17 protein-coding genes are annotated in these 25,892 nt (G+C 68.7%); 11 read left to right on the forward strand and 6 right to left on the reverse strand.

The window, feature by feature from the left end; genetic code table 11:
- Positions 1-124 precede the first annotated feature (124 nt).
- Positions 125-1,507: a TIGR01906 family membrane protein gene (locus tag J2T21_RS02340; protein WP_307578028.1), complete on the forward strand. Its 1,383-nt coding sequence runs from the start codon at positions 125-127 to the stop codon at positions 1,505-1,507.
- Between the two features lie 88 nt (positions 1,508-1,595).
- Here the strand turns inward: J2T21_RS02340 and J2T21_RS02345 are convergent, their stop codons facing one another.
- The gene (locus J2T21_RS02345) at positions 1,596-3,473 is read right to left on the reverse strand and encodes an AMP-dependent synthetase/ligase (protein WP_307578030.1); all 1,878 of its coding nucleotides are present in this window, start codon (positions 3,471-3,473) and stop codon (positions 1,596-1,598) included.
- Between the two features lie 44 nt (positions 3,474-3,517).
- Positions 3,518-5,125 (reverse strand): dolichyl-phosphate-mannose--protein mannosyltransferase, encoded by a 1,608-nt coding sequence (locus J2T21_RS02350; protein ID WP_307578032.1) that lies wholly within the window; start codon positions 5,123-5,125, stop codon positions 3,518-3,520.
- A 65-nt stretch (positions 5,126-5,190) separates the two neighbouring features.
- Here J2T21_RS02350 and rsmI point away from each other — a divergent pair, with 65 nt between their 5' ends.
- Together rsmI and J2T21_RS02360 are read left to right on the forward strand one after the other, a co-directional pair.
- Positions 5,191-6,039, forward strand: a complete 849-nt coding sequence (gene rsmI / locus J2T21_RS02355; RefSeq protein WP_307578033.1) for a 16S rRNA (cytidine(1402)-2'-O)-methyltransferase — start codon at positions 5,191-5,193, stop codon at positions 6,037-6,039.
- Between the two features lie 171 nt (positions 6,040-6,210).
- Positions 6,211-7,695, forward strand: a complete 1,485-nt coding sequence (locus tag J2T21_RS02360) for an NAD-dependent succinate-semialdehyde dehydrogenase (RefSeq protein ID WP_307578035.1) — start codon at positions 6,211-6,213, stop codon at positions 7,693-7,695.
- A gap of 130 nt (positions 7,696-7,825) precedes the next feature.
- On the opposite strand, the gene rfbA is transcribed toward J2T21_RS02360, so the two are convergent.
- On the reverse strand, positions 7,826-8,710 hold the full coding sequence (gene rfbA / locus J2T21_RS02365; protein WP_307578037.1) for a glucose-1-phosphate thymidylyltransferase RfbA: 885 nt from the start codon (positions 8,708-8,710) through the stop codon (positions 7,826-7,828).
- Between the two features lie 56 nt (positions 8,711-8,766).
- On the opposite strand from rfbA, the gene rfbB reads away from it, so the two are divergent.
- Together rfbB and J2T21_RS02375 are read left to right on the forward strand one after the other, a co-directional pair.
- Positions 8,767-9,813, forward strand: a complete 1,047-nt coding sequence (gene rfbB, locus J2T21_RS02370) for a dTDP-glucose 4,6-dehydratase (protein WP_307578040.1) — start codon at positions 8,767-8,769, stop codon at positions 9,811-9,813.
- Complete coding sequence (locus J2T21_RS02375; RefSeq protein ID WP_307578042.1) at positions 9,810-11,225, forward strand: sugar nucleotide-binding protein; 1,416 nt, start codon at positions 9,810-9,812, stop codon at positions 11,223-11,225. Before rfbB ends, J2T21_RS02375 begins: the two co-directional genes overlap by 4 nt.
- Here J2T21_RS02375 and J2T21_RS02380 read toward each other — a convergent pair.
- Genes J2T21_RS02380 through J2T21_RS02390 form a run of 3 tightly spaced genes read right to left on the reverse strand, consistent with a single transcriptional unit; the run spans position 11,195 to position 16,076 of the window.
- Positions 11,195-13,642 carry a transglutaminase TgpA family protein gene (locus J2T21_RS02380; protein WP_307578045.1) on the reverse strand — a complete coding sequence of 816 codons (2,448 nt, stop codon included), beginning with the start codon at positions 13,640-13,642 and terminating at the stop codon, positions 11,195-11,197. The two genes, J2T21_RS02375 and J2T21_RS02380, sit on opposite strands and share 31 nt — an antisense overlap.
- The gene (locus tag J2T21_RS02385; RefSeq protein ID WP_307578048.1) at positions 13,639-15,063 is read right to left on the reverse strand and encodes a DUF58 domain-containing protein; all 1,425 of its coding nucleotides are present in this window, start codon (positions 15,061-15,063) and stop codon (positions 13,639-13,641) included. The genes J2T21_RS02380 and J2T21_RS02385 overlap by 4 nt, the downstream gene beginning before the upstream one ends.
- 32 nt (positions 15,064-15,095) lie before the next feature.
- Positions 15,096-16,076 (reverse strand): AAA family ATPase, encoded by a 981-nt coding sequence (locus J2T21_RS02390; RefSeq protein WP_307578050.1) that lies wholly within the window; start codon positions 16,074-16,076, stop codon positions 15,096-15,098.
- A gap of 185 nt (positions 16,077-16,261) precedes the next feature.
- Here J2T21_RS02390 and J2T21_RS02395 point away from each other — a divergent pair, with 185 nt between their 5' ends.
- The 6 genes from J2T21_RS02395 (at position 16,262) to J2T21_RS02420 (ending at position 25,718) form a co-directional block, all read left to right on the forward strand.
- On the forward strand, positions 16,262-17,221 hold the full coding sequence (locus J2T21_RS02395; RefSeq protein WP_307578052.1) for a TatD family hydrolase: 960 nt from the start codon (positions 16,262-16,264) through the stop codon (positions 17,219-17,221).
- A gap of 320 nt (positions 17,222-17,541) precedes the next feature.
- The gene (locus J2T21_RS02400; RefSeq protein ID WP_307578054.1) at positions 17,542-18,645 is read left to right on the forward strand and encodes a resuscitation-promoting factor; all 1,104 of its coding nucleotides are present in this window, start codon (positions 17,542-17,544) and stop codon (positions 18,643-18,645) included.
- A 182-nt stretch (positions 18,646-18,827) separates the two neighbouring features.
- Positions 18,828-19,709 (forward strand): 16S rRNA (adenine(1518)-N(6)/adenine(1519)-N(6))-dimethyltransferase RsmA, encoded by an 882-nt coding sequence (rsmA, locus tag J2T21_RS02405; RefSeq protein ID WP_307578055.1) that lies wholly within the window; start codon positions 18,828-18,830, stop codon positions 19,707-19,709.
- A complete protein-coding gene (locus J2T21_RS02410; protein WP_307578057.1) occupies positions 19,706-20,647 on the forward strand; it encodes a 4-(cytidine 5'-diphospho)-2-C-methyl-D-erythritol kinase in 942 nt (313 codons plus the stop codon). Before rsmA ends, J2T21_RS02410 begins: the two co-directional genes overlap by 4 nt.
- 18 nt (positions 20,648-20,665) lie before the next feature.
- Positions 20,666-22,474: an ABC-F family ATP-binding cassette domain-containing protein gene (locus J2T21_RS02415; protein WP_307578059.1), complete on the forward strand. Its 1,809-nt coding sequence runs from the start codon at positions 20,666-20,668 to the stop codon at positions 22,472-22,474.
- Between the two features lie 487 nt (positions 22,475-22,961).
- Positions 22,962-25,718: a helix-turn-helix transcriptional regulator gene (locus tag J2T21_RS02420; protein WP_307578061.1), complete on the forward strand. Its 2,757-nt coding sequence runs from the start codon at positions 22,962-22,964 to the stop codon at positions 25,716-25,718.
- The last annotated feature ends 174 nt before the right edge of the window (positions 25,719-25,892 follow it).

Below are 25,892 nucleotides of genomic sequence, written 5' to 3' on the forward strand. Positions count from 1 at the left end.
AGTGGGCCCCGGGGGAACCGTTGGCTCGATAGTCTTGGGACTGTGTGTTTGGCAGTGGTCGGCAAGTGTCCGGTGCTGCCGTGCACCGCACGCGCACCGCATGTCAGAGTTTTGAGGGAGAAGCATGGCTGAGCAGGACGAACCGCAGACCGGCAAGCCGGGTACGCCGGCGACCGCACCGGCAGTGCCCGGTCCCGCTGCCAAGGCCGAGGCGAAGCCGGCTTCCGGCTCGTTGAGCGCCGCCGCCGCGGCCGCCGCCGCGAAGATCGAGGCCTCGCTGGTGGCAACGCGCGCCGCCGCCGCGCAGAAGGCCGCCAAGCCGGCCGCCGCCCCGCAGGCAGCTGCCGCGCCGAAGCCCGCAACGTCTTCCCCCGCTGCTCCCGCCGCCGCACCGGCCAAGCCGGCACAGGCTCCGGCAACCGCGGCTCCTGCGGCCAAGCCCCCGGTCGCCAAGGCCGACGCACCGCTGAAGCCCGCCGCGAAGCCGGCGGCCAAGCCGAAGCCGGAGGAACCCGAGGAGGTCGAGGACATCATCGCCCAGATCCCGGTGGAACCACTGCCCGAGACCACCAAGGTCTCGGTGTCCACGGCACCGGCAACCGCTGCCGCACCGGTGGGCGACGACAAGACCCGGACGCTGCCGCGCCCGGGTGCCGCGGCACCGGGTGCCGGAACGCCTCCGCAAACTGCCTCCGCGATCGCCGAGGCCCGCAGCCGCGTCTTTGGCGCCTACACCCCGGTGCCCGAGCCGACCCCGGCCGCGCGCGAACGCCGTGCCGCCCGCGAGGCCGCCCTGGATTCCAAGCCTCCGCTGGCCCGCACCCTGCAGGTGCTGCTGGCGATTGCCTACCCCTTCATCTTGCTGATCCTCGCCATCCGGCTGATCGCCAGCCCGATCTTCCTCTGGATCGCCTACCAGCGACCCGGCTTCCCGGCCGACGGCTTCGGGTTCACCACCGCCGACAGGCTGACCTACGGGTCCTACGGCGTGGACTTCCTGAACAACGTCGCCGACAACCGGTACCTGGGCGAATTGCGGTTCCCCAACGGCAACCCGCTCTTCCTGGGCACCGAGGTCCAGCACATGGCCGACGTCAAGAACGTCATGTCCTTCACCTACCTGGGCGGAATCGTCCTGGGCGTCATTGCGGTCATTGCGCTGGCCTACCTGGGCAAGCGATATGCCGGCGGCATCCGCCGCGGGCTCTTTGCCGGATCCGTGGTGACCCTGGTGCTGCTGGCCGGGCTGACCACCGTGGCGATCCTGGGCTGGGACAGCTTCTTCACCACGTTCCACGAGATCTTCTTCGCCCAGGGCAACTGGACATTCAACTACTCGGACACGTTGATCCGCCTGTATCCGCCGCAGTTCTGGGTGGACGCCGCGATCGGCATCGCCGGGCTGGTGGTGCTCACCGCGCTCATCACGCTGATCCGCACCTGGCCCACGGCCAAGCGCCGCGAGGCCGCACGCCTGCGCCAGGAAAAGCGCGTCTTCGGACTGTAGCCGCCGCCACGGCGGACCACGACACGATCCCCCCCCCGGGGGTGCCCCACGGCAGCACCGGGAGGATCTGTGCGTTCCCGGGTGGTTCTCAGCGCTCGTAGAGTGCGTCGATCACCGCGGAGTAGTCGGCGATGACGCTGGCCCGCTTGAGTTTCAGGGACGGGGTCAGGTGCCCGGATTCCTCGGTGAGCTCGGCGTCCAGGACCGTGAACTTGCGGATGCCCTCGGCCTTGGACACCGTCTCGTTGGCCGCATCCACGGCCGCCTGGATCTCCGCCAGCACCCGCGGGTGCACCGCTGCCTGCGCCAGCGAAAGCCCGCCGAGCGAATTGGCGCGGCACCACGGGCCGAGCTCGTCGGGATCCAGCGTCACCAGGGCCGCGATGAACGGGCGGTTCTCACCAACCACGACGACCTGGTTGACCAGGCGCGAGGCCCGGATGATTTCCTCCAGCGGGCCCGGGGCCACGTTCTTGCCCCCGGCGGTGACCAGGATGTCCTTCGTGCGGCCGGTGATGCCCAGGAACCCGGAATCGTCCAGGAACCCGGTGTCCCCGGTCTTGAAGAACCCGTCCTCGTCGAAGGCCTCGGCCGTCGCCCGGGCATTGCGGTGGTATCCGGCAAAGACTCCGATGCCCTTGATGCGGATCTCACCGTCCTCGGCGATGCGGATCGTGGTGCCCGGCACGGGGATCCCAACCGAGCCCACCCGCACGTCCCGGGCCATGTTCACCGTGGCCGGGGCCGTGGTCTCGGTGAGCCCGTAGCCCTCCAACAGGCCGATGCCTGCGCCGCGGAAGAAGTGCGTCAGCTCGGTGTTCAGTGCGCTGGCGCCGCAGATCGCGTAGCGGACCCGGCCGCCGAACACCGCCCGCAGCCTGGGGTAGAGCACCTTGTTGAACAGGGCGTGCCTGGCCAGCAGCACGGGGGAGCGGCGGGTGCGATTCCCGCGGGCGCGGGCGTCGGCGGCACGGGAGTATTCGATGGCCACCGACTCGGCCTGGGCGAAGACCTCTCCCTTGCCGGCGGCCTGCGCGGTGTTGGACGCGGTGGTGCGGATCTTCTCGAAGATCCGGGGCACGGCCAGCAGGAAACCGGGCTTCACCGCGGCCAGGTCTTCCACGAGGGTGGATGCGGTGGAGGTGTGGGCGATGGTGGAGCCGGCGTGCACGCAGACCTGCTGCACGGCGCGGGCCAGCACGTGGGCCAGCGGCAGGAACATCAAGGTGCGCTCACCGGTGCCCAGCACTGGGGCCATGTGCGGGGCCAGGTTAACGGCGATCAGGGAAAAATTCGCGTGCGTCATCATGCAGCCCTTGGGCCGCCCGGTGGTTCCGGAAGTGTAGACCAGGGTCGCCAGGTCCTGCAGGCCGGCCGAGGTCCGTGCGGCCTCGAGTTGTTCGTCGGTGAAGGCACTGCGGGAGCCGGCATCCACCAGGTCCCTGAGCCCGGCGGACGGAATGCCCTGCGGATCGGCATCCGTGCCGTCCTCGAAGGCGAGCACCGTGACCTGCTCGCCGAGGGCTGCGGCGGCCTGGTCGATCACCTGCGCGCGCCGGGGGTCCTCGGCAAAGGCGAGCCGGGCCCCGGAATCCCGGAGGATCCACTCGACCTGGAACGGGGAGCTGGTTTCGTAGATGGGCACCGACACCGCGCCGGCGAACCAAATGGCCTGTTCGGCCAGCGCCCATTCGTAGCGGGTGGAGGACATGATCGCCACGGTGTCCCCCGGGGCGAGGCCGTGGGCGAGCAACGTCTTGGCCAGGGACCGGACCGAGGCCGTGAAATCGGCGGTTGACACGTCGATCCACGAGGCGCCGCGCTTGACACTGAACAGCGGTGCCGAATCCCCGCGGGCCAGGCGCGCCAGCAGCAGGTCCGTGGTGTTCGAATCCTCGGGCAGGTCAATGATCAGTCCGGTGCTTGCTTCGCGCATGGTGTGGTGTGTTCCCGTGGTGGTCGTCATGTGGTGTGGACCATAGTCTATGTTACTGACGAGTAATCAACGGCCTATCCCCAGCTGGGCATCCAGATGTGGATGCGCCAATTCTCGTACGTGATCATGTCCCCGGTCCACACCGGCAGGAAGAACGCGGACACGGCCACCACCAGCGCCAGGAAGATCCCCACGCCCCACAGCACACGCCGCCGGTGCCAGGGGACCTGCTTGTCGGTGGGCAGGAACCTGCCCAGCACGTAGGCCAGGGCCAGGACCATGAACGGGGCGAAGGGCAGGGTGTAGAAGAAGAACATGGTGCGGTCCGGGTAGGCGAACCACGGCAGGAACCCGGCGGCAACGGCGGCAAGGATCGCCCCGGCACGCCAATCCCGCGCCCCGATCCAGTAGAACAGCACCAGCAGCAGGGCCAGGGTCGCGGACCACCACATGATCGGATTGGGCAGATCGGTGATCGCCTGGACGCAATTGGCGCGGGTGCACCCGAATTCGCCGTTGCTGCGCGACTCGTAGAAGAACAGCACCGGGCGACCGGCAAAGAGCCAGCTCCACGGCGAGGATTCCCAGCCGTGCGGCGAACCCAGTCCCTGGTGGAACGCAAAGGCGGCCCGGTGGTACTCGGCCAGGGAGCGGAACACATCGGGCACCCAACCCCAGATGTCCGAGGGGTTTTCCACCGCCCACTGGCGGTAGCGGCCATCGGCGGAGCGCAGCCAACCGGTCCAGGTGGCCAGGTACACCGCCGCGGCCGTGGGAATGATCAGCGCGAATGCGGGGATCCCGTCGCGGAACAGCCCGGCGATAACCCAGTGTCGGATCCCGGCGCGGCGCCGTGCCGACAGGTCCCAGAGCACGGTCATCAGCCCGAAGACGGCAATGAAGGACAGCGCGGACCACTTCACTCCGGCCGCGGCCCCCAGCATCACCCCGGCGACCAGCCGCCAGGGGCGCCACCACAGCCATGGCCCGTAGGCCAGCAACCTGTCGGAGGGCCGTGAACCATCCGCAGTGGACAGCGCCCGGGCCAGCTTCGCCCGCCCGTGGAAACGGTCAAGGAGCAGCGCGTGGAAGCCGGCCAGGATGAAGAACATCAAGAAGATGTCCAACAGCCCGGTGCGGGACATGACGATTTGGTGGCCATCCACCGCGGCCAGCAGGCCGGCAATCCCGCCCAGCAGCACCGAGGAGAACAGCTTCTGGGCCACCAGCGCGCACAGCAGCACCGACAGCGTGCCAAAGAGCGCTCCGGAAAAACGCCAGCCCAGCCCGTTGTCGGTCCCGAAAAGCCACATTCCGGCGGCAATCAGCCACTTGCCCAGCGGGGGATGGACCACGAATGAAGCCGATTCCTTGGGCTCCGGGTGTCCGGAGATGAACGCCTCGTTGGGGTTTTCGCCCCACTCCAGCTCGTAGCCCGCGTGCATCATGGTGTAGGCGTCCTTGACGTAGTAGGTCTCGTCAAAGATCAGCAGGTGGGGGTGGGCGAGGTTGGTGAAACGCAGCACCGCCCCGAGCATCGCCATGGCCAGCGGAACGATCCAGCCCCAGGCCCCGGCCCGGTGCAAGGGGCCGGACAAGCGGTCCCCCAGGGCCTGGATCCCGAAGGCGTCGGCCGGGGTCTGGACCCAGCGGCGCGTTCTGTGCATGGAAGCGGTAGTCACCGTCAATACTCTACCGGCGGCCCCCTGCGGGACTTGGAGGCACGCGCGGGCAGTAGGCTTGGGGCGTGGAAACTCAAGAAACCCCGGGCCAGATCGTCCTTGCCGCGACCCCCATCGGCAACCTTTCCGACGCGTCCCCACGCCTGATCGAGCTCATGAAGAGCGCGGACATCGTGGCGGCCGAGGACACCCGGCGCTTCCTGCACCTGGCCACCGGGCTGGGCGTCCGGGTTCCCGGGCGGCTGATCAGCTACCACGAACACAACGAAACCCACCGGCTCACCGAGCTGCTCGAACTGGTGGCCGGCGGCGCCACGATTCTGGTGGTCTCCGACGCGGGCATGCCCGCGGTCTCGGACCCCGGGTTCAAGCTGGTCGAGGCCGCAGTGGCCGCCGGCGTCACGGTCACCGCGGTGCCCGGGCCCTCGGCCGTGCTCACCGCCCTGGCCCTGTCCGGGCTGCCCACCGACCGTTTCACCTTCGAGGGCTTCTTGCCCCGCAAGGCCGGGGAACGCTCCAAGCGCCTCGAGGACCTGGCCGCCGAGCAACGCACCATGGTCTTCTTCGAGGCCCCGCACCGGCTGGATGCGATGATCCGCGCGCTGCGCGACGCCTTCGGACCCGAACGCAAGGGTGCCATCGCCCGGGAACTGACCAAGATGTACGAAGAGGTCATCCGCGGGAGCCTCGACGAGCTGCTGCTCTGGGCCGAGGGCGAGGTCCGCGGGGAAATCGCCGTGGTTGTCGCCGGTGCGCCTGCCGGGGAACCGGCCCGTGCGGTGGACCACGTGGCCCAGGTGCAGCAGCTGGTCGCCGAGGGCCTGCGGCTCAAGGAAGCGGTGGCTGCGGTGGCCGAGACCGAACGGGTGTCCAAGCGCGAACTCTATGCGGCGGTGCTCGAGGCCCGCGCCTGAGCCCTGCGCCCCGGAATCGCCGTCGGTGCGCCCCTTGGGGTACCTGCACAAAACGGGGGCTGCGTCATAGTGCAGTTGGAAATTTACAGTGACTTGCCGCGGCACTAGCGTGGAGACCAACAAGAACCTGCACGTTTCGCAACACCCCACCGTTCAAGGGAGAACGCCCCAATGACCATTACCCCCGAGCGCGAAGCCGAACTACTGGCCTCCGTCCCGACCGGTTTGCTGATCAATGGCGAATGGCGCGACGCCTCCGACGGCGGCACCTTCGACGTCGTTGACCCGGCCACCGGAGAAAAGCTTGCCACCCTGGCCTCGGCCACCTCCGAGGACGCCATGGCGGCCCTGGACGCCGCCGACGCCGTGCAGAAGACCTGGGCGCTGACCGCACCGCGCGAGCGTGCCGAGATCCTGCGCCGCGCCTTCGACCTGGTCACCGCCCGCGCCGAGGACTTCGCGCTGCTGATGAGCCTGGAAATGGGCAAGCCGTTGGCCGAGGCCCGCGGCGAGGTCACCTACGGCGCCGAGTTCCTGCGCTGGTTCTCCGAGGAGACGGTGCGCGACTACGGCCGCTACCTCACCACCCCCGAGGGCAAGAACAAGATGATCGTGCAGACCAAGCCGGTCGGCCCGTGCCTGCTGATCACCCCGTGGAACTTCCCGCTGGCCATGGCCACCCGCAAGGTCGCCCCGGCGATCGCCGCCGGTTGCACCATGGTGCTCAAGCCCGCCAAGCTCACCCCGCTGACTTCCCAGCTCTTCGCCGCCACCATGATGGAAGCGGGCCTTCCGGCCGGCGTGTTGAACGTGGTCTCCTCCAAGAGCGCCTCGAAGATCTCCGGCCCGCTGATGCAGGACGACCGCCTGCGCAAGGTCTCCTTCACCGGCTCCACCGCCGTGGGCAAGATGCTCATGAAGGACGCCGCCGACAAGGTGCTGCGCACCTCCATGGAACTGGGCGGCAACGCGCCGTTCCTGGTCTTTGAGGATGCCGACCTGGACGCCGCCGTCGAGGGCGCCATGGCGGCGAAGATGCGCAACATGGGCGAGGCCTGCACCGCGGCCAACCGCTTCCTGGTCCACGAGTCGGTGGCCAAGGAGTTCATCTCCAAGTTCTCCGCCGCCATGGGCGCGCTGAAGACCGGCCGCGGCACCGAGGCCACCACCAACGTTGGCCCGATCATCGATTCCGGCGCACGCGACGACATCCACGCCCTGGTTGCCAAGGCGGTCGAGGCCGGCGCCGTGGCCGAGACCGGCGGCGCCCCGGTCGAGGGCCCGGGCTACTTCTACGCACCCACCGTGCTGTCGAACGTTGCCAACGACGCCGAGATCCTGCGCCAGGAGATCTTCGGGCCCGTCGCCCCGGTGACCACCTTCCGCGACGAGGCGCACGCCATCGAACTGGCCAACGCGTCGGAGTACGGGCTGGCTTCCTACCTCTACTCGCGCGACATCAACCGCCTCCTGCGCGTGGCGGAGCAGATCGAGTTCGGCCTGGTCGGCTTCAATGCCGGGGTCATCTCCAACGCCGCGGCACCCTTCGGCGGCGTGAAGCAGTCGGGCCTGGGCCGCGAAGGCGGCGCCGAGGGCCTGGCCGAGTACACCACCACCCAGTACATCGGCATCGCCGACCCGTACGCGGCCCGCTAAGCGGCCCACCGGCACGCCGACGGCGGCGCTTCCCGCCCTTCTTCGCCCAACCACCCACCGGTTGGGCACAGGGGGACCAAGGGGCGCCGCCGTTTTCTTGTTGCCCGGGGCGCACCCCGGCCGGCGATCCCTAGTGGTACGGGTCCTCGAAGTCGTGGGCCAACAGCGTGCGCAGGTAGGCACCGTAGCCGCTCTTGCCCAGTTTCGCCGCACAGGCCTCCAAGGCCCCATCGTCGATCAATCCGCGGCGCCAGGCTACCTCCTCGGGAACCCCGACCTTCAGCCCCTGCCGGGCCTCGATGGTGCGGATGAAGTTCGAGGCGTCGTTGAGCGAATCAAAGGTCCCGGTGTCCAGCCACGCGGTGCCGCGGGCCAGCACGTGCACGCGCAACGAGCCTTCCTCCAGGTATTGGCGGTTGATGTCGGTGATTTCCAGTTCCCCGCGCGCCGAGGGCTCCAGGTCCCGCGCCCGGTCGATCACCGAGTTGTCATAGAAATACAGCCCGGGCACCGCATAGTTGCTGCGCGGCTTGGCCGGTTTTTCCTCCAGCGACACCGCGGTGCCCGCGGCATCGAATTCCACCACGCCGTAGGCGCCCGGGTCCTTGACCCAGTACCCGAAGATCGACGCCCCGGAATCGGCATGGAAATCGGCAAGCTGCGACCCGAAGCCCGGACCGTAGAAGATGTTGTCGCCCAGCACCAGTGCCACCGGTCCGTCCCCGATGTGCCCGGCGCCGATGATGAAGGCCTGGGCCAGCCCGTCGGGCGAGGGCTGGATGGCGTAGTCGATGGTGATCCCGAACTGCGATCCATCCCCCAGCAGCCCGCGGAACTGGTGGGCATCGGCAGGGGTCGTGATCACCAGCACCTCGGTGATCCCCGCGAGCATCAGCGTGCTCAGCGGGTAGTAGATCATGGGCTTGTCGTAGACAGGCACCAGCTGTTTTGAAATCCCGTGCGTGATCGGATGCAAGCGCGATCCCGTTCCCCCGGCAAGTATGATCCCCTTCATGGCCCCATCCTAGGCACACCTAGTCACGGATGGGGAGGGGCGATAGCCTTGCAATCATGAAAAGAATCCTGGTTACCGGGGGTGCGGGATTCATTGGGGCCAACTTCGTGCACTATCTGATCGAGCACTCCGACACGCATCTGACCGTCCTTGACTCGCTGACCTACGCCGGAAACCTGGCCTCGCTGCAGGGAATAACCGGGCCGCGGCTCACCGTGGCCATCGGCGACATCACCGATGCGCCGCTGGTCGACGAACTCGTCGCCGCCTGTGACGCCGTGGTGCATTTTGCCGCCGAATCCCACAACGACAACTCGCTCTTCGACCCCAGGCCGTTCCTGGACACCAACGTGGTGGGCACCTACACGCTGCTCGAGGCGGTGCGCCGCCACGATGTGCGTTTCCACCACATCTCCACCGACGAGGTCTACGGGGACCTGGAACTCGATGACCCGAACCGGTTCACCGACACCACCCCCTACAACCCCTCCAGCCCGTACTCGGCCACCAAGGCCGCCTCGGACATGCTGGTGCGGGCCTGGGTGCGTTCCTTCGGCGTGCGGGCGACCATCAGCAATTGCTCCAACAACTACGGCCCCTACCAGCACGTGGAGAAATTCATCCCGCGGCAGATCACCAACATCCTGGCCGGGGTGCGGCCCAAGCTCTACGGCACCGGGGCCAACGTCCGGGACTGGATCCACGTGGAGGACCACTCCTCGGCGGTGTGGGAAATCCTGCGCCACGGCACCCTGGGCAAGACCTACCTCATCGGCGCCGACGGGGAAAAGTCCAACCGCGAGGTCCTCCAGTCGATCCTGGGGCTCATGGGCCAGGACCCCGACGCGTACGACATCGTCGCCGACAGGCCGGGCCACGACCTGCGCTACGGGATCGATGCCTCGGTGCTGCGCACCGAACTGGGCTGGCGCCCGGCACACCAGGACCTGTCCGCCGGCCTGGGCCAAACCATTTCCTGGTACCGCCAGAACGCGTGGTGGTGGGAGGGTGCCAAGGCCGGGACCGAGCAGCGCTACCTGCTCCAGGAGGCCGCCCACGCGGCGCAAGGCATCGCGGCACCGGAGAACGGGGCGGGGGAGTGAACAATGCACCGATCGTGCAGGAAACCGGGATCGCCGGCCTGCTGCTGGTCCACCTGCCGGTCCACGAGGATGCCCGCGGCTGGTTCAAGGAAAACTGGCAACGCGCAAAAATGGTGGCGGCCGGGCTGCCCGATTTCCGCCCCGTGCAAAACAACGTCTCCTTCAACCGCCTGGCCGGGACCACCCGCGGCATCCACGCCGAGCCCTGGGACAAGTACGTGGCGGTCATCGGCGGATCCATCTTCGGAGCCTGGGTGGACCTGCGCGCCGGGGCGGGCTTCGGGGCGAGCTTCAGCGCCACGCTGGGCCCCGGGCAGGCGGTCTTCGTGCCGAGCGGGGTCGGCAACGGCTTCCAGACCCTGGAACCGGACACGGGATACAGCTATCTGGTCACCGAACACTGGTCGGAAAGGGCCCGTTCCGGATACACCTTCCTGAACCTGGCGGACCCGTCCGCCGGCATCCCCTGGCCGATCCCGCTGGCCAAGGCCACCGTCTCGGATGCCGATCGGACCCACCCGATGCTGGACGCGCTCACCCCGGTGGGCCCGCGCAAGACCCTGGTGCTCGGCGCCAACGGGCAGCTGGGCCGCGCCCTGGCCGCCCTGGCACCAGCCGACGACAGCTTCGAATTCGCCGCTCGCGGGCAACTGGACATCACCGATGCCCGCCAGCTGGCCGCCCTTGACCTCTCCGGGTACCGGGCGGTGATCAACGCCGCCGCCTACACCCACGTCGACGAGGCCGAAACCCCGGCCGGGCGCAGGGCCGCCTGGGCAGCCAACGTAACCGCCGTGGGGCAGCTGGCCGCAGCCTGCACCGCACACGGGACCACGCTGGTGCACCTATCCAGCGACTACGTCTTTGACGGGCGCAAGCCCGGCTACACCGAGGAGGACGCCCCCTGCCCGCTGGGGGTCTACGGGCAGACCAAGGCCGCAGGGGACGCGGTGGTGGCGCAGGTGCCGCGGCACTACCTGGTCCGCACCAGCTGGGTGGTGGGGGACGGGAAGAACTTCGTGTCCACCATGGCGCGCCTGGCCCGCGCGTCGGTGAATCCGAGCGTCATCGACGACCAATACGGACGCCTCTGCTTCGCCAGGGACCTGGCCGCCGGCATCCTGCACCTGCTCGATTCGCAGGCCCCCTACGGGACCTACAACCTGACCAACGAGGGTGATGCGGTCTCCTGGGCGCGCATCGCCGCCGAGGTCTTTGAGGCCCTGGGCCACGACCCGGGCCGCATCACCGCCACGAGCACCGATGCCTACCGGGCCGGGCACCCCGCAATGGCCCCGCGCCCGTTGCACAGCACCCTGGAGCTGTCCAAGCTCAAGGCCACCGGATTCACGCCCCGGGACCAGTTCGAGGCCCTGGCCGACTACCTGGCCGCCGGCCTGCCCGAGGCGTAGCCGAAGGGCTCCAGCGGGCGCGGGGCAAAGAGCGAACGCGGCCACAGCGCCCGGCCCAGGCGCTCGCCGGGGCCCATGCCGGCGGCCAGGGCGTGCTTCACCCCGGACAGCGCCTCGGCCAACACCGCGGTGTCCGGCTGCCCGTGCCCCGGCGCGTAGCGCATCCGTTCGTAGGCCTGGGCCAGGACGGACAGGTCCCCGGCAGCGCTCGGCAGGATGCGGGCCAGCCGGCGGGAGTAGTCCCCGGCCGATTCGTCGTGGCGCATGGGCGTCGAATGGTCCAGGCCAAGGGCCACCAGTTCGGCCCACGCCGCCGCGGCGCCGGTTTCCCTGCCGTAGTGCTGGTCGAATTCACCTCTCCGCCGCATGCGGGCCAGCCGTCCGGTGCGCTGGATGCGGCGGGCCGCCCACGGACCGGCACCGGCCAGCAGCACGATCAGCACCAGCGGCAGCAGGCCGGAGAAGGGGGTCCCGGAGTCGGGGCCGGAGCCCGGGGCCGCGGCCGGGGTGCTCGCGGAGGACTCGGCCGATGACGGCCCGGAGGCCGAGTTGGAAGGGTTGGTCAGGCGCGGGTCTTCGGCGGAGCTGGCGGTGGACGCCGGAAGCGCCGGCGCGTAGGCCGGCGGGACCCCGCGCCCGGGTGTCGGCTCGAAGGCGACCCAGCCGGCGCCGGGGAAGTAGAGTTCCGGCCAGAGGTGGGCGTTGCGCGAGTTCACGATGTATTCGTTCAGTTCCGCGCCGTTCTGCCCGGTGATCTTCACCCCGGTGGGGGTGCCGGGGGAGTAACCGGTGACCAGGCGGCTGGGGATGCCCAGCTCACGGGCCATCAGCGCCATGGTGGAGGCAAAGTGGATGCAGTACCCGGCCTTTTCCCGCAGGAACGCGTCAATGACCTTCATCCCGCTGCCGTCGTAGCCGTCCTCCACGGGGGTCTTTTCCGAGTAGGTGAACACCGTGGAACGCAGGTAGTCCTGGATGGCGACGGCCTGCCCGTACGCCACGCCCCCGGCCTTGGCCACGGCCGTGTTGGTGGCCTCGGCCAGCGAATCGGGGGTGTCCTGGGGCAGCGCCAGGTACTCCTGGTCGACCTCGGCGAAGAAGCCGCCGGGCATGGAGGCCGACAGCTCCCGCAGCGACTTTGCGGTGATCTCGGGGTTCACGCTCATCACTGTGTAGTCCTCGGCCTCCGGGGTGGCGCCCTTGGCGGCGCGCAGCGTCCCGGTGTCGGGGCTCCAGCCCCAGGAACCGCCCAGCCCGCTCAGGGTGATGGCGTTGGCCGGCAGGGGCATCCACGCTCCCCGGTACTTGTCGGTGACCACGCGGGTGAAGGCCGGCTGGGCGGCCTCGAAGACCGTCGGGAAGGCACGGGTCACCAGGTTCTCGGTGGCCGGGACCCGGTAGATGTCCGGATCCGGTTCCCACCGATCGGTCGTGAGGTCGCCGGTGACCGAGGTGCGCAGGTAGACGGGGGTGTGCGAATCGGTGAAGTAGTGCAGCACCGTGCCCGAGGTCCGGTTGCGCAGGTCGTTGCCCAGGGCGATCATCGGGTCGATGTTGGTGGCCAGCTGGCCCCAGGAGGGCCGGGTGCCCTCGGTGAGCATGCCCTTGGAGAAGCCGGGGATGGCCGAGGGCAGCACCAGCAAGGCGGCCAGCGCCCCGGCGATGATCGCGGTGCCCTGCAGCAGTGCCGAACGCGTCCCCGGCCCAGGGGTTCCCCGCCCGCCGGAGCCCGGATCCGGCAGCTCCATGGCCCGGCGCCCGGACCCGGAACCGTCCTGCCAGCGGGAAGCCGCCAAGACCAGCAGGTAACCCACCGCGGTGACCGACACCGTGCCGATGCCCGCCCCGTTCGCCTCGAAGAGCGAGGAGATCGAAAGCAACATGGCCAGCGGCAGCCCGGCCAGGGCCGCGGCCCGGATCTCGAAGGCCAGGGCGTCCACCGCCAGGGCCACCGCGGCCACCCACACGCATACGGAAAAGACGATCACCCCGGTGCTTTGCACCGGGGGCACCTGGGAGCCCATTTGGTCGTTGGCCAGCGCCCACACCCGCAGCAGTGCGCGGTAGGTCGAGGCCGTGGGCACCACGCCCAGCCAGGCGGTGTTGGCGAAAAACAGGAAGGTCAGCACGGCCACCGCCACCACGGCTCCGGCCGCGGTGCCCAGGTAGCGGCGGGCACCAAGGGCCCGGACCAGGTTGGTGGCCAGCACGATGGCGCCGACCACCGCGGTGACCTGCAGCATCCAGCCCCAGTCGCTGACGACCCCGTGCAGCGAGGCGGCGGCCCCCAGCACGGCCACCAGCACGGCGAAGGCACAGAAGGCCGCGGCCGGCAGTCTCCGGGCCGGTGCCCGGCGGCGTGGCGCCGGCGGGTCGGGGTTCGGGACCCGTGGCTTGTCCAGGGTTGGTGTGCTCATGAGGTGCGCCCCAATTCGGCCCAGGCTTCGGCGAGACTGGATTTCGGGTTGACGGCAACGGCCGCCCAGCCGGCCTGCCGGAAGCGGGAGATGACCGGGGCGAGGTGTCCCTCGCGGTTGGCCACGCACAGCACCGTGACCTTGCTGCGGGCGCCAACCACCTCGAGCCAGCTGTCGGCCTGCGCCTCGGTGATCTCGCCCAGGATCAGCACCAGCCGGTCCCCGCGCTCGCGCAGGCGTTCCTTCAGGGCCGCGGCCAGCGTGGCCCGGGCCGGTTCGCGGCGTTCCCCGGCTGCGTCCTCGAGTCCCAGCGCTGCAAGTGCCTGCTGCATCCGCGCGGTGGCGTGGGGCCCGGCAAAGAGTTCCGCGGAGTCCTCGGTGCCCGAGGCCGAGACGGCGTTGATCGAGGTGCCGCGGTGGTCGATCAAGTCGATGCCGAACCCGGTTTGGGCCAGGTAGGCGCCGATGCCCAGGGCCGCGTGCAGCCCCCATTCGAAGCGGCGGCTCGAGTCCTTGGGGGTGGAGGTGAATTGCGGGATCTTCAGCACCGGTTCGGCGCCCACGCCCTGGGCGAGGAACGCGGCGCGGGAGCGGTCCAGCATCAGCACCGCGCGCGGGGTGGCCCGGTAGTCCTCCTGGCGCACCATCAGCGTGCCCTTCCGGGCGGTGGCCGGCCAGTGGATGCGGCGCACGGTGTCCCCGGGGCGGTATTCGCGGGTCATCACCTCGAAGGAGTCCGGGGTCAGCCGGCGGTTCGAGGCGGCCTGCCCGTGGGAGCCGTGCTCGCCGGGAATGCCGGTGGGTTCGAGCATCTCGCACACCGGCAGCGCCAGCAGCGCGCTGGGCGCATCCAGGGCCGCGGGCCGGGAGGCCAGCCCGAAGACGTCGCCGACCTGGGCTCGGACCGGCCCGATGGAGTAGATGCCGCGGGTGGCCAAGCGCAGCCGGTATTCGTACCAGCTGCCCGAGCCCCCGGGGCCGGGGATGGCGGTGCGCGAGGGGTAGCGGAATTCCGGGCCCGCCCCGAAATCCTCCGGCAGGGTGTCGCGCAGCGTGACCGGCCCGGCCCCGCTGCCCCGGTGGGTGATGTGCAGCCGCACCCGCACCCCGGAGTCGGTGGTGGCCTGCTGCGGGTTGAAGGTCCTGGTGACGTCCAGCTCGGAATTGCCAAAGCGCAGCAGGAAGGCGGCCAGCAGCGGGGTGAGCAGCAGGAACAGGGAGATGGCCAGCAGCTCGCGCCGGCCCATCAGGAAAGCCAGCAGCAGGGCGATCGCCCCGGCGGCAAAGAACCCCCAGCCGCGCGCGGTGAGGAACCCGAGGTGGACCTTTTCGCGCAGCGTTGCGGGTTTTTCCGCGGTGATCCAGCGGTTGCCGGACGGGGATTCGCGGAACTCGTTGGGTTCCGCCGACGGGATGCTCATGGAGGTCGCTGCCTTGGCCTGTGATCTACCGGCTAGCCGCGGGCCCCGGCGCGCACCGGTATCGCGTTGAGGATGGAGACCAGGATCGATTCGGCGTTCGAGCCGGCGGCCTCGGCCCGCCGGTGCAGGATCAGCCGGTGCCCCAGGACCCTCGCGGCGATGTTGCGCACGTCCTCGGGCAACACATAGTCCCGGGCGTTCAGTGCGGCCTCGGCCTTGGCTGCGCGCAGCAGCTGCAGCAGGGACCGCGGGGAGGCGCCCAGGCGGATGTCCGCGTGCTCGCGGGTCGCCCGGCCCAGGGCCACCACGTATTCCTTCACCGGGTCGGAAACGTAGACCGCGGCCACGGTGTTGATCAGGGTGTGCAGCGATGCCAGGTCAAGGACCGGGCGCAGGTCATCCAGCGGCGAGGTGGACTGGTGGGTCTCGAGCATCGCCATCTCGGCGGCGGCATCGGGGTAGCCCATGGAGATCTTGGCCATGAACCGATCGCGTTGCGCCTCGGGCAGCGGGAAGGTGCCCTCCAGCTCGATGGGGTTTTGCGTGGCGATCACCATGAACGGGCTTTCAAGCATGTGGGTGGTCCCGTCGACGGTGACCTGTCCCTCTTCCATGCATTCAAGCAACGCCGACTGGGTCTTGGCGTTGGCCCGGTTGATCTCGTCGCCGATCACGATGTGCGCGAACACCGGTCCGGGCCGGAACTGGAACTCGTGGGTGTTCTGGTTGAAGATCGACACCCCGGTCACGTCCGAGGGCAACAGGTCGGGGGTGAACTGGATGCGGTGCACCGTGCAGTCCACCGACTTGGCCAGGGTCTTGGCCAGCATGGTCTTGCCGACCCCCGGCACGTCCTCCAGCAGCAGGTGGCCCTGGGCCAGCAGGACGATCAGCGCGGTGCGCGCCACCTCCGCCTTGCCGTCGATCACCGTGGCAATACCGGCCAGCACTTCTTCGCAGACCCGGCCGAATTCATCGGCCGGAAGAATCTGGGACTCGGTGGAAAGCGACATGCAAGGTCCTCCTGGAACGCATCCGTACGGTGGAAGGTATGTGAATCTCCTTTCCAACGATACCGTCATTGGCGTGCGCTGCGTCACGCTGGGGGGCACCGGAGTGCCGGGCCGCGTACGCTGGATGGGCCAACGGCCATCGGCCCGTAAAACCGGGACACCAAACGAAGGGGGAGAAGGCACCCATGCCAGTCTCAAAACAGCAAGCGGACCTCGGCGCCACCCTGGGTGTGCCGACCGCCTACCTTCGGCCCGATGCCGGGCACGAACCGGGCGCCCCGAACCGCAGCGCCCAGGACGAGCACGGCAAGAAGCGCAACCTCTCCTACCCTCCGGCACCGGCGCCGCTGCCCTTCGGCGTCCCGGACAACCACACCCACCTGGACTTCCGTGACGGCTCGGTGCACGTCACCGTCGCCCAGGCCCTCGACGCGGCCAGCGCGGTCGGTGTGCCCGGGGTCGTCCAGGTCGGCTGCGACGTGGAATCCTCCGAGTTCGCGGTGCGTGCGGCCACCGAGGATTCCCGGGTGCTGGCCGCCGTGGCGATCCACCCCAACGACGCCGCGCGCCTGGCCGAGGCCGGGGACCTTGACGCGGCCATTGCGCGCATCGAGGAACTCGCCGCCCACGAGCGGGTGCGCGCCGTGGGGGAGACCGGACTCGATTATTTCCGCACCCGGGAGCCGGGCCGCCCGGCCCAGGAGCACTCCTTCCGCGAGCACATCCGCATTGCCCGCGAGCATTCCAAGGCCCTGCAAATCCACGATCGTGACGCACATCTCGATGTGGTGCGCGTCCTGCGGGATGAACCGCTTCCCGAGCGCGTGGTCTTCCACTGCTTTTCCGGCGACGCGCAGCTGGCCGAGATCTGCAACGAAAACGGCTGGTACCTCTCCTTCTCCGGCACCGTGACATTCAAGAACTCGCACGACCTGCGTGCGGCATTGTTGGTGGCCAGGCCGGAATTGGTGCTGGTGGAAACGGACGCCCCGTTCCTCACCCCGCACCCCTACCGGGGACGGCCGAACGCCAGCTACCTGATCCCGCAAACCGTGCGCTTCATGGCCGAAACCACGGGGGTGGACCTCGAGGAATATTGCCGTGCCCTGGCCGCAAACACCCGGCGCGTCTACGGGGACTTCTAGCCGGTTTCATGCACAAGGCAAGCACGAAGTGCTTGCGGCCTTATTACGATTCGGTTACGGTAGTTCTTTAGTAGCCGGGATCGGGGAAGGTTCCCGGGTGCATTTGATTCTGCACGGGGCGTGTTCGCAAGCGCCCCGGCGCAACATCGATGAGATGACAAAGAATTGGATTGTGCTCGCACCAACCAATGAGCACACGGTGGGCTGCGCCCGGTTTCTGCCGGGGGCAACCGTTCACCCGCCGTGTGGCATTGCTGCCCCCGTGCCCGGGATCGACCGAAGTTTGGAATCCTGTGCAGAATGCCCTTAAGAATCGCTGGGTGAAAGTCGGCGCGCAAGCAGCCGTTTTGACCGCGTTGATCCTCGGCCTGGTCATGTTCGTCGGTGCCGGCAAGACCATTGCCGTGGCCATCGACGGCCAAAGCCAGTCCGTTTCCACGCGCGCCGCCACCGTCGGCGATGTCTTGAAGGACTCCGCAATCCCCGTGGGGGACCGCGACGTGGTCACCCCGGCACTGGATGCACCGGTTGCCGACGGCGCCCTGATCGACATCAAGCGCAACAAGTCCGTGAACGTGAGCATCGACGGCGTCGACCGCGTCGTGCACACCACCGGACTGACCGTCGCCGATGTCGTGGACCAGCTGAACGTTTCGGAAAAGGCACAGATCGCCCAGGGCCCGGCACTCGCCCTGGCCGCACTGTCCACCCCGATCGACATCTCCACTCCCAAGGACGTCTCGATCAAGGTCGACGGCAAGACCAAGAAGCTGAACACCACCGCCGAGACCGTTGAGGCGGTGCTCGAAGAGGCCAAGCTCACCCTGGGCAAGGACGACGAGCTCAACGCCAAGGCCACCGACGCGGTCACCGACGAGATGAAGCTCAAGATCGTGCGCGTCGAGACCAAGACCGTCACCAAGACCAAGGTCGTTGCCCACGGTACCGACACCACCAAGGACTCCGACGCCCTGGTTGGCTCCAAGAAGACCCTGGTCAAGGGCAAGGACGGCGAACGGACCCTCACCTACACCGTGACGCTGCGCGACGGCAAGGAAACCGACCGCAAGCTCGAGGCCGACAAGCTCACCACCAAGGCCGTTGACGCCGAGGTGTCGGTGGGCACCAAGCCCAAGCCCAAGCCGAAGCCCAAGTCCACCAGCACGCCCGGCAGCGTTTCGGCCACCTGGTCCGCGCTGGCCAAGTGCGAGTCCGGCGGCAACTGGTCCATCAACTCCGGCAACGGCTACTACGGCGGGCTGCAGTTCTCCGCCAGCAGCTGGCGCGGGGCCGGCGGCGGCAAGTACGCCGCCCTGCCGCACCAGGCCACCCCCGCCGAGCAGGTCGCCACCGCCGAGGTGCTGCGCCGCAGCGGCGGCTGGGGCCACTGGCCGGCCTGCTCCAGCAAGCTGGGCCTGCGCTGACATCAACACCCAGGGCCCTCGGGTCCGGGCGCCGGAGGCTCCGGTGCACACCAGAACACCTTGACCAATGGGTTCCGCCAATACCGGGCGGGGCCCATTGGCCATTTCCGCCAACCGTGCCCTGGCCCGCCCGGGCAAACGCCCCGGTCCGCGGGCGCCGGGCCCTGAACTAAGATTGAACCGTGACTTCCGTAGAATCGACCCCGCCACCACTGCTCGGCGCCACCGAGATCCGCCGCCTCGCCGGCGAACTCGACGTGCGCCCCACCAAGACGCTGGGGCAGAACTTCGTCATCGACGGAAACACCATCCGGCGCATCGTGGCCACCGCCAAGCTGGACCCCGCCGAAACAGTGCTGGAGGTCGGGCCGGGCCTCGGCTCGCTGACCCTGGGCCTGCTGGATGCCGCCGCCCGCGTGGTCGCGGTGGAAATCGACCCGAAGCTCGCCGCGCGGCTGCCGCAGACCGTTGCCGAAATTCGTCCGGAGAAGGCGGAAAACCTCACGGTGGTCCTCTCCGATGCCATGAAGGTCACCGAGCTGCCGCACGCGCCCACCGCACTGGTGGCCAACCTGCCCTACAACGTCGCGGTGCCCGTGGTGCTGCACCTGCTCGAGCACTTCCCCTCCCTGCAACACGGCCTGGTCATGGTCCAGGACGAGGTCGCCGACCGCATGGCCGCGGGCCCGGGCAACAAGACCTACGGCGTGCCCTCGGTCAAGGGCGCCTGGTACGGCACCATGCGCAAGGCCGGTGTCATCGGCATGAACGTGTTCTGGCCCGCCCCCAAGATCAACTCCGGGCTGGTCGGCTTCGAACGCGGCAACCCGCCGGCCACCACCGCCACCCGCCAAGAGGTCTTCGCCGTCATCGACGCGGCCTTCGCCCAGCGCCGCAAGACGCTGCGCGCCGCCCTGGCCGGCTGGGCCGGATCCCCGGCGATGGCCGAGGCCGCGCTGCTGGCCGCAGGAGTCGACCCGCAGGCCCGCGGCGAAAAGCTCGGCATCGCCGAATTCGCCGCGATTGCCGAGGCCAAGGTCGCATCCGTACCCGGTACCCCATGACCCACACCGTCGTTGCCCGTGCCCCGGGAAAGATCAACTGCTACTTCAAGGTCGGCCCGCCCCGGCCGGACGGCTACCACTCGGTGGCCAGCCTGTACCTGGCCGTCTCGCTCTACGAGGACGTCTCGGCCACCGCACGCGCCGACGAGGAAATCCAGGTGTTCCTGCACCCCGATTCCACCGCGGTCGCGGACCCCGAGTCCTTCCCGCTGGGCCCGGACAACCTGGTCGTCAAGGCCGCACTGATGCTGCGCGAACACACCGGGCACTACGCCGGGGTCGATCTGTGCATCACCAAGCGCGTGCCGATCGCCGGGGGCATGGGCGGGGGATCGGCCGATGCCGCCGCCACCCTGGTGGCCTGCAACGCCCTGTGGGGCACCGGGCTGAACCGCGAGGAACTGGCCAGGCTGGGCGCACGCCTGGGCGCGGACGTGCCATTCGCGATGCACGGGGGCGCAGCCGTCGGCCTGGGCGTCGGCGACGAGCTGGCCCCGCTGCTGCTGCGCACCCGCACCGACTGGGTGCTGGTCCCGGCCTCCTACGGGCTGTCCACCCCCAGGGTCTACGGCATGCTCGACCGGCTGCGGGCCAACGAGGAGGTCACCACCCCCGTCGAGGTCGATCCGGCCATGGTCGGGGCGCTGCTCGAGGGGGACCTCGACGCCCTGGCGCCGCTGCTGGCCAACGACATGACCCGCGCCGCCCTGGCCCTGGCCCCCGAACTCGGCGTGGTGCGCGACCTGGGCGAGGCCGCCGGCGCGCTGCACGCCCTGGTCTCCGGATCCGGCCCCACCCTGGCGCTGCTGGCTCGCAACCCGGACCATGCAGCCCAAATCATCACCCAGCTTTCGGATGAGGCGGGCGTGGCAACGCTGTGCGTCCACGGCCCGGTCCCCGGCGCCAGCATCCTGCCCGCCGTCATCGAAACCCCTTAACAAAAGGAGCACCACACCGTGGCCCACCTGCTCGGCGCCGAAAACGTCTCGATGTCCTTCGGCACCCGTACCGTCCTTGACTCGCTCTCGCTGGGACTCGAGGACGGGGACCGCATCGGCATGGTCGGGCGCAACGGCGACGGCAAGTCCACGCTGATGCGCCTGCTGGCCGGCCGCATGGGCCCCGACGAGGGCCGGGTGACCAAGCGCGGGGACGTGCGGGTGGCCTACCTGGACCAGACCGACGTACTCGACGGTGCGCTCAGCGTCGGCGAGGCCATCGTGGGGGAGGCCGCGGACCACGAATGGGCCTCGAACCCGCTGGTGCGCGAGGTCATGGGCGGGCTGGTCGGCGAGGTCGACTGGCACGCCGAGGTCAACTCGCTCTCGGGCGGCCAGAAGCGCCGGGTCGCCCTGGCCAAGCTGCTCATCGGCGACCACGAGGTCATCATGCTCGACGAGCCCACCAACCACCTCGACGTCGAGGGCGTCGCCTGGCTGGCGGCGCACCTGAAGAACCGCTGGCGCGCCAACCAGAACGGGCTGCTCGTGGTCACCCACGACCGCTGGTTCCTCGATGAGATCTGCACGCGCACCTGGGAGGTCCACGACGGCACCGTGGACCCGTTCGACGGCGGCTACGCCGCCTACGTGCTGGCCCGCGCCGAGCGCGACAAGACCGCCGCCGTGGTGGAGAACAAGCGCCAGCAGCTGGTCAAGAAGGAACTGGCCTGGCTGCGCCGAGGTGCCCCGGCCCGCACCGCCAAGCCCAAGTTCCGCATCGAGGCAGCCAACACGCTCATCGCCGACGTGCCGGCCGCCCGCGACACCGTGGAACTGAACAAGATGGCCACCGCCCGCCTGGGCAAGGACGTGCTCGACCTGGAGAACGTCTCCCTCGACTTCGGGACCGGCAAGCCGCTGTTCAACAACATCACCCTGCGCCTGGCCCCGGGCGAACGCCTGGGCATCGTGGGGGTCAACGGCGCCGGAAAATCCACGCTGCTGCAATTGCTCAACGGGCAGATCGAACCCACCTCCGGGGTGATCAAGCGCGGCAAGACCGTGAAGACCGCGATCCTCACCCAGGAGGTCAAGGAGCTCGACGAGATCAAGGACATGCGCCTGATCGAGGTCATCAAGGCCGAACGGATGTCCTTCGAGGTCGGCGGCAAGGAAGTCTCCGCCGGTCAGCTCGCCGAACAGCTGGGATTCGGCACCGACAAGCAGTGGACCACGGTCAAGGAGCTCTCCGGTGGCGAGCGCCGCCGGCTGCAGCTGCTGCGCCTGCTCATCGGCGAGCCGAACGTGCTGATGCTCGACGAGCCGACCAACGACCTGGACACCGACACCCTGGCCGCCATCGAGGACATGCTCGACGGCTGGCCAGGAACCCTCGTGGTGGTCTCCCACGACCGCTACCTGCTCGAGCGCGTCACCGACCACCAGCTGGCGCTGCTGGGCGACGGCAAGCTGCGCGGTCTGCCCGGCGGCGTGGACCAGTACCTGGAACTGCGCGCCGGGGTGCACGGCACGACCAACACCGGGGCCCCCACGGACAAGACCGGTCCCGCCGCAACCCCGGAGGCCGCCGGACCGACCGAGGCCGAAAAGCGCGAGGCGCGCAAGGAACTGAACCGCGTCGAGCGCCAGATGGGCAAGCTCGAATCGCTGATCAAGAAGCTCCACACCGAGATGGCCGTGGCATCCGAGGCGATGAAGTTCGACCACGTCGCCACGCTCAACGCCACCCTGCAGGGTGCCCAGAGCGAGAAGGACGAGCTGGAGATGGCCTGGCTGGAGGCCGCGGAGACGCTCGGGGAGTAGCCCGGTCGCCCCACCGGGCGGCACGCGTGCGCAAGGGTCCCCGCAATCAATGCGCATTTGTCCTTGAGGGGCCCGGGAGGTGCCAGGAGCATCGCCTTGGACGGCCCGGGAACAGCGTCGTGTCCCCCGGTTCCAGGCCATGTGACGATCCGGTCAGGATATTGCCCGTGCCGGTGCGCTGCCCGGGGCCGGGGGCTCGAGGCCCGCGTCCAGCAAGTCCGGAAGCCTGGTCTGCGCCGACATCAACCAACGCGGCAGGACCCAGGATCCCAACCGGCCGCGCCCGGCGCGGCGGGTGCCGTGAGCCTTCGCCGTGGCCGCGGTGACCCGGCCGGACCAAGGCACCGGGCTCCATCCCGGCGGCCACCTGCAGCCTCGGGCAACTGCGCCCGGGAGGAATCCACAGGGACCGACATGCCCGAATCCCACCCGTTCGTGGTTAGAATCACATATACAACATTGACGTGGTGCAAGGGGGGAAAACGCAATGGAGATTGGCCGGGGGGCGGCCGACGACGCATATGCCGGGGGGAAAACTCCGGAAACGATCGTTTCCGGAGCGAGCTGGGAACATTTCATCCGCGACGACCTCGTCGATCAGGTTTGTCACGCCGTGCTGCAGGAGTCGGGCGCAGTGCTGGAAGGGGAACCGGGCACTGGAAAAGCGCCGTTGGCCGCCGCCGTCTTGGCACGGATCCGCGACAGGGTCCACGTGATCCAACTGGGTAGCCACGAGCTCCGAGACGGGAACGAGGGGCTTGGGGGCCTTTTGGCGAGCCTTTCGGCCGACGACCCCGGGTCCGAGCGCGAGGTCATGGAAGCGATCCGCCGGCTGGTCGCCGATTCCTCCGGGGGAATGCCCGTGTTGCTCCATATCCCCGACTTCAAGGTTCTTGCCGGACAGGTAGCCGGAGTACTGGCCGGGCTTGCGCTGTCGGGCACCTTTTCAATCCTGGCCATCTCCGGAAACCACGTGGGCGAGAACATCTCCAAGCTGGTGCAATCCATCCGGCTGAAACGGATCTATCTTGAAGCGCTCTCGCTGGACCAGACCCAGTGGCTGTTGGAACGCGTACTGGGCGGGGAACCGAGCAGGGCGGCCGTTTTCGCCCTTTGGTCCGGGGCGGCCGGGCATCGCAGGCTGCTGGAAACCTTGACCTTGGACTGGCACGACGCAGGTTTCCTCTCCCGCAGGGATGGCGTCTGGGTGGTGGCCGGGAACCATCCGCCGGTGGGGGAGCGGACCGCCAGGGCATGGCGGGAGATGCTTGAGGTCCTGCCCGAGGAGCAACGGGAATTGGTTGAGCTGGTCGCCTTGGCCGGCAGGATCCCGCTGCATGATTTACTGGGCCTGGTTTCGATCGATGACGTCGATGTCATCCATGATCTGGGTTACCTCCGGTTCGGCCGAGACCATTTGCGGGCCGTCAAGCTGCGCGGCACCTGCTCGGCCGCCGCAGTGGCAGAACAGGTGCCGCCGGGGCGCGCTGCCATGTTGCTCGAGCGCCTGAGCACCACTGTGTCGGGTCCGCTGCCCGTCGGCGCCGCCCACCTGTATTCCTGGCAGGTTGTCGCTGGCATGAACCCCCGGAATGACCTGGCCGTTGAGGCTTCGGAACACTGTTTGGGAACGGGGGACGTGCAGGGCGCGCTCGGGTTCCTGGACGGTGTTGCCGATCTGTCCTCGGATCCCCGGTATCTCGACGCCTACATGCGTGCCCTGCATGCCGCGGGCCACGTGGAGCGGGCCCACGACGAGCTGGAATTGCACGGGCTGGCCGACTGGGTCTTGGACGGCGGCGACCACGATGCCGGGCAGCTGGCCGGGCAGCTGGCATCCCGCCACGGTTTCCGGCTCGCACTGACCTCGTTGCAGGTCGCCGCCGAGGCGCGCAACATTTCCGACACGGTCCTGCACGAGGTCTTCAGCGGCCTCGTCGACCGCATCGGAGAGGCCCGCACCTCCGGGAACCCGAATCCGGAGGAGCTCGACGAACGCTCCGCGACCGCCCGCCTACATCTGCTGGAATTGGCGCACCGGCACGGCCAACCGTCCTGGTGCGCCGATTTCCAGTATTCGGACGCCTCCTTGGAGGGGGACCGCCTGTGGCGGTGGCAGTTGCTCCTGAATTCCGCCGCGGTTTCCCTCGGCGATGTGAAAACCGGCATCCAGCGAGGGCGCGAGCTGACCCTGCTGGTCCACCAGACTGCCTCGTCGGGCTCCCAGCGGCTGGCCACGCACGTGGGCCTGTTCACGCTCTGCATGGTCGCCGGGGAATGGGCGGCAGCGGCCGAGGTCATCGATGGATCCTGGATAGGCGGACGGGAATCCAGCCGCCTGGACGACACCAGCAACCTGTATGCGGGAGTGGTCCTGGCGCTGCAGGGCCGTCCCGACGAGGCCCTGGCCAGACTCGAAAACGAACTTGTCCAGCGCAAGTTCCTCGACGCCGAGGGCGTCCACGGAGTCGGCCTGGCAGCGGCCGCTTATGCCAGCGCCCGCCGCAAGGACTTCGAGGACGCCGAGCGCCTTCTGTATGCGCTCAACGACGTGGAGGACACCCTCTGCAGGCCTCCCATGGACGTGGTGCGGGCGACCAGGCACCTCCGTGCCCTGACCGAGGCGGAATTGGGGCATTTCAGGGAGGGGATCGGGGATCTGATGTCGGTAGCGGCGCAGGACCGGGAATGCGGTCGGATTTCGTGGGAACTGTTGGCGCTGTCGGCAGCAGCGATGCTGAAGCATGAGCCGGCGTTCGAGCTGCTCGAGGAGCGGGCCGGGGCCTCGACCGGGAGGTTTGCCACAGCCTGCCGGCAATACGCGGCGGCCCACCGGCACCGTGACCTTGAGGAGTTGCATGTGGCGGCTCGTACGTTTGAACTGCTGGGGCACCCGGAATTGGCGAGCGCGGCCAAGGGATCCGTGCCCGTGCCCGCGCCAGGCACGAGGGCGGACCGGCATGGGAACCGAATCCTTGCGGAGCCCGCCAGACGTGGACCAGATGTGCCGGAAGGCAGACCTGGCCCCACGGGCCTTGCTGGCCGCTTCAAGTCCCTGTCGCTCACGTCGCGACAGGTCGACATCGCGGGATTGGCTGCGTCGGGAAAGAGCAATAAGGAGATAGCCGACGATTTGGAGCTGTCGGTACGCACCGTGGAGAGCCACCTGTACCAGATATACTCGCGCCTTGGCGTCACCAGGCGTGAAGAACTCAAGAATGCGCTCGCCCGAACAGGTGAATGAGCGCGAATCACTTGCGTAGTTACTTAAGTACAATTGCTTGACTCAAGTACCGTTTCACAGAGACTACTGGTGATAGTCGCGGTGCTTGTGCCTAGCATGTAGAAGAGTAGTTATCGGTTGGCTGTCTTGGGGGCAGCCTTGATTTGAGCCGAACCGCTATTGGGGAACGGATGT

Source organism: Paeniglutamicibacter psychrophenolicus, from assembly GCF_030812255.1.
GTDB lineage: Bacteria > Actinomycetota > Actinomycetes > Actinomycetales > Micrococcaceae > Paeniglutamicibacter > Paeniglutamicibacter psychrophenolicus_A.

Coding starts and splice junctions, on each gene's coding strand:
- J2T21_RS02340 (WP_307578028.1), top strand. CDS start 125: ATGGCTGAGCAGGACGAACCGCAGACCGGCAAGCCGGGTACGCCGGCG.
- J2T21_RS02345 (WP_307578030.1), bottom strand. CDS start 3,473: ATGACGACCACCACGGGAACACACCACACCATGCGCGAAGCAAGCACC.
- J2T21_RS02360 (WP_307578035.1), top strand. CDS start 6,211: ATGACCATTACCCCCGAGCGCGAAGCCGAACTACTGGCCTCCGTCCCG.
- rfbA (WP_307578037.1), bottom strand. CDS start 8,710: ATGAAGGGGATCATACTTGCCGGGGGAACGGGATCGCGCTTGCATCCG.
- rfbB (WP_307578040.1), top strand. CDS start 8,767: ATGAAAAGAATCCTGGTTACCGGGGGTGCGGGATTCATTGGGGCCAAC.
- J2T21_RS02380 (WP_307578045.1), bottom strand. CDS start 13,642: ATGAGCACACCAACCCTGGACAAGCCACGGGTCCCGAACCCCGACCCG.
- J2T21_RS02385 (WP_307578048.1), bottom strand. CDS start 15,063: ATGAGCATCCCGTCGGCGGAACCCAACGAGTTCCGCGAATCCCCGTCC.
- J2T21_RS02390 (WP_307578050.1), bottom strand. CDS start 16,076: ATGTCGCTTTCCACCGAGTCCCAGATTCTTCCGGCCGATGAATTCGGC.
- J2T21_RS02395 (WP_307578052.1), top strand. CDS start 16,262: ATGCCAGTCTCAAAACAGCAAGCGGACCTCGGCGCCACCCTGGGTGTG.
- J2T21_RS02410 (WP_307578057.1), top strand. CDS start 19,706: ATGACCCACACCGTCGTTGCCCGTGCCCCGGGAAAGATCAACTGCTAC.
- J2T21_RS02420 (WP_307578061.1), top strand. CDS start 22,962: ATGGAGATTGGCCGGGGGGCGGCCGACGACGCATATGCCGGGGGGAAA.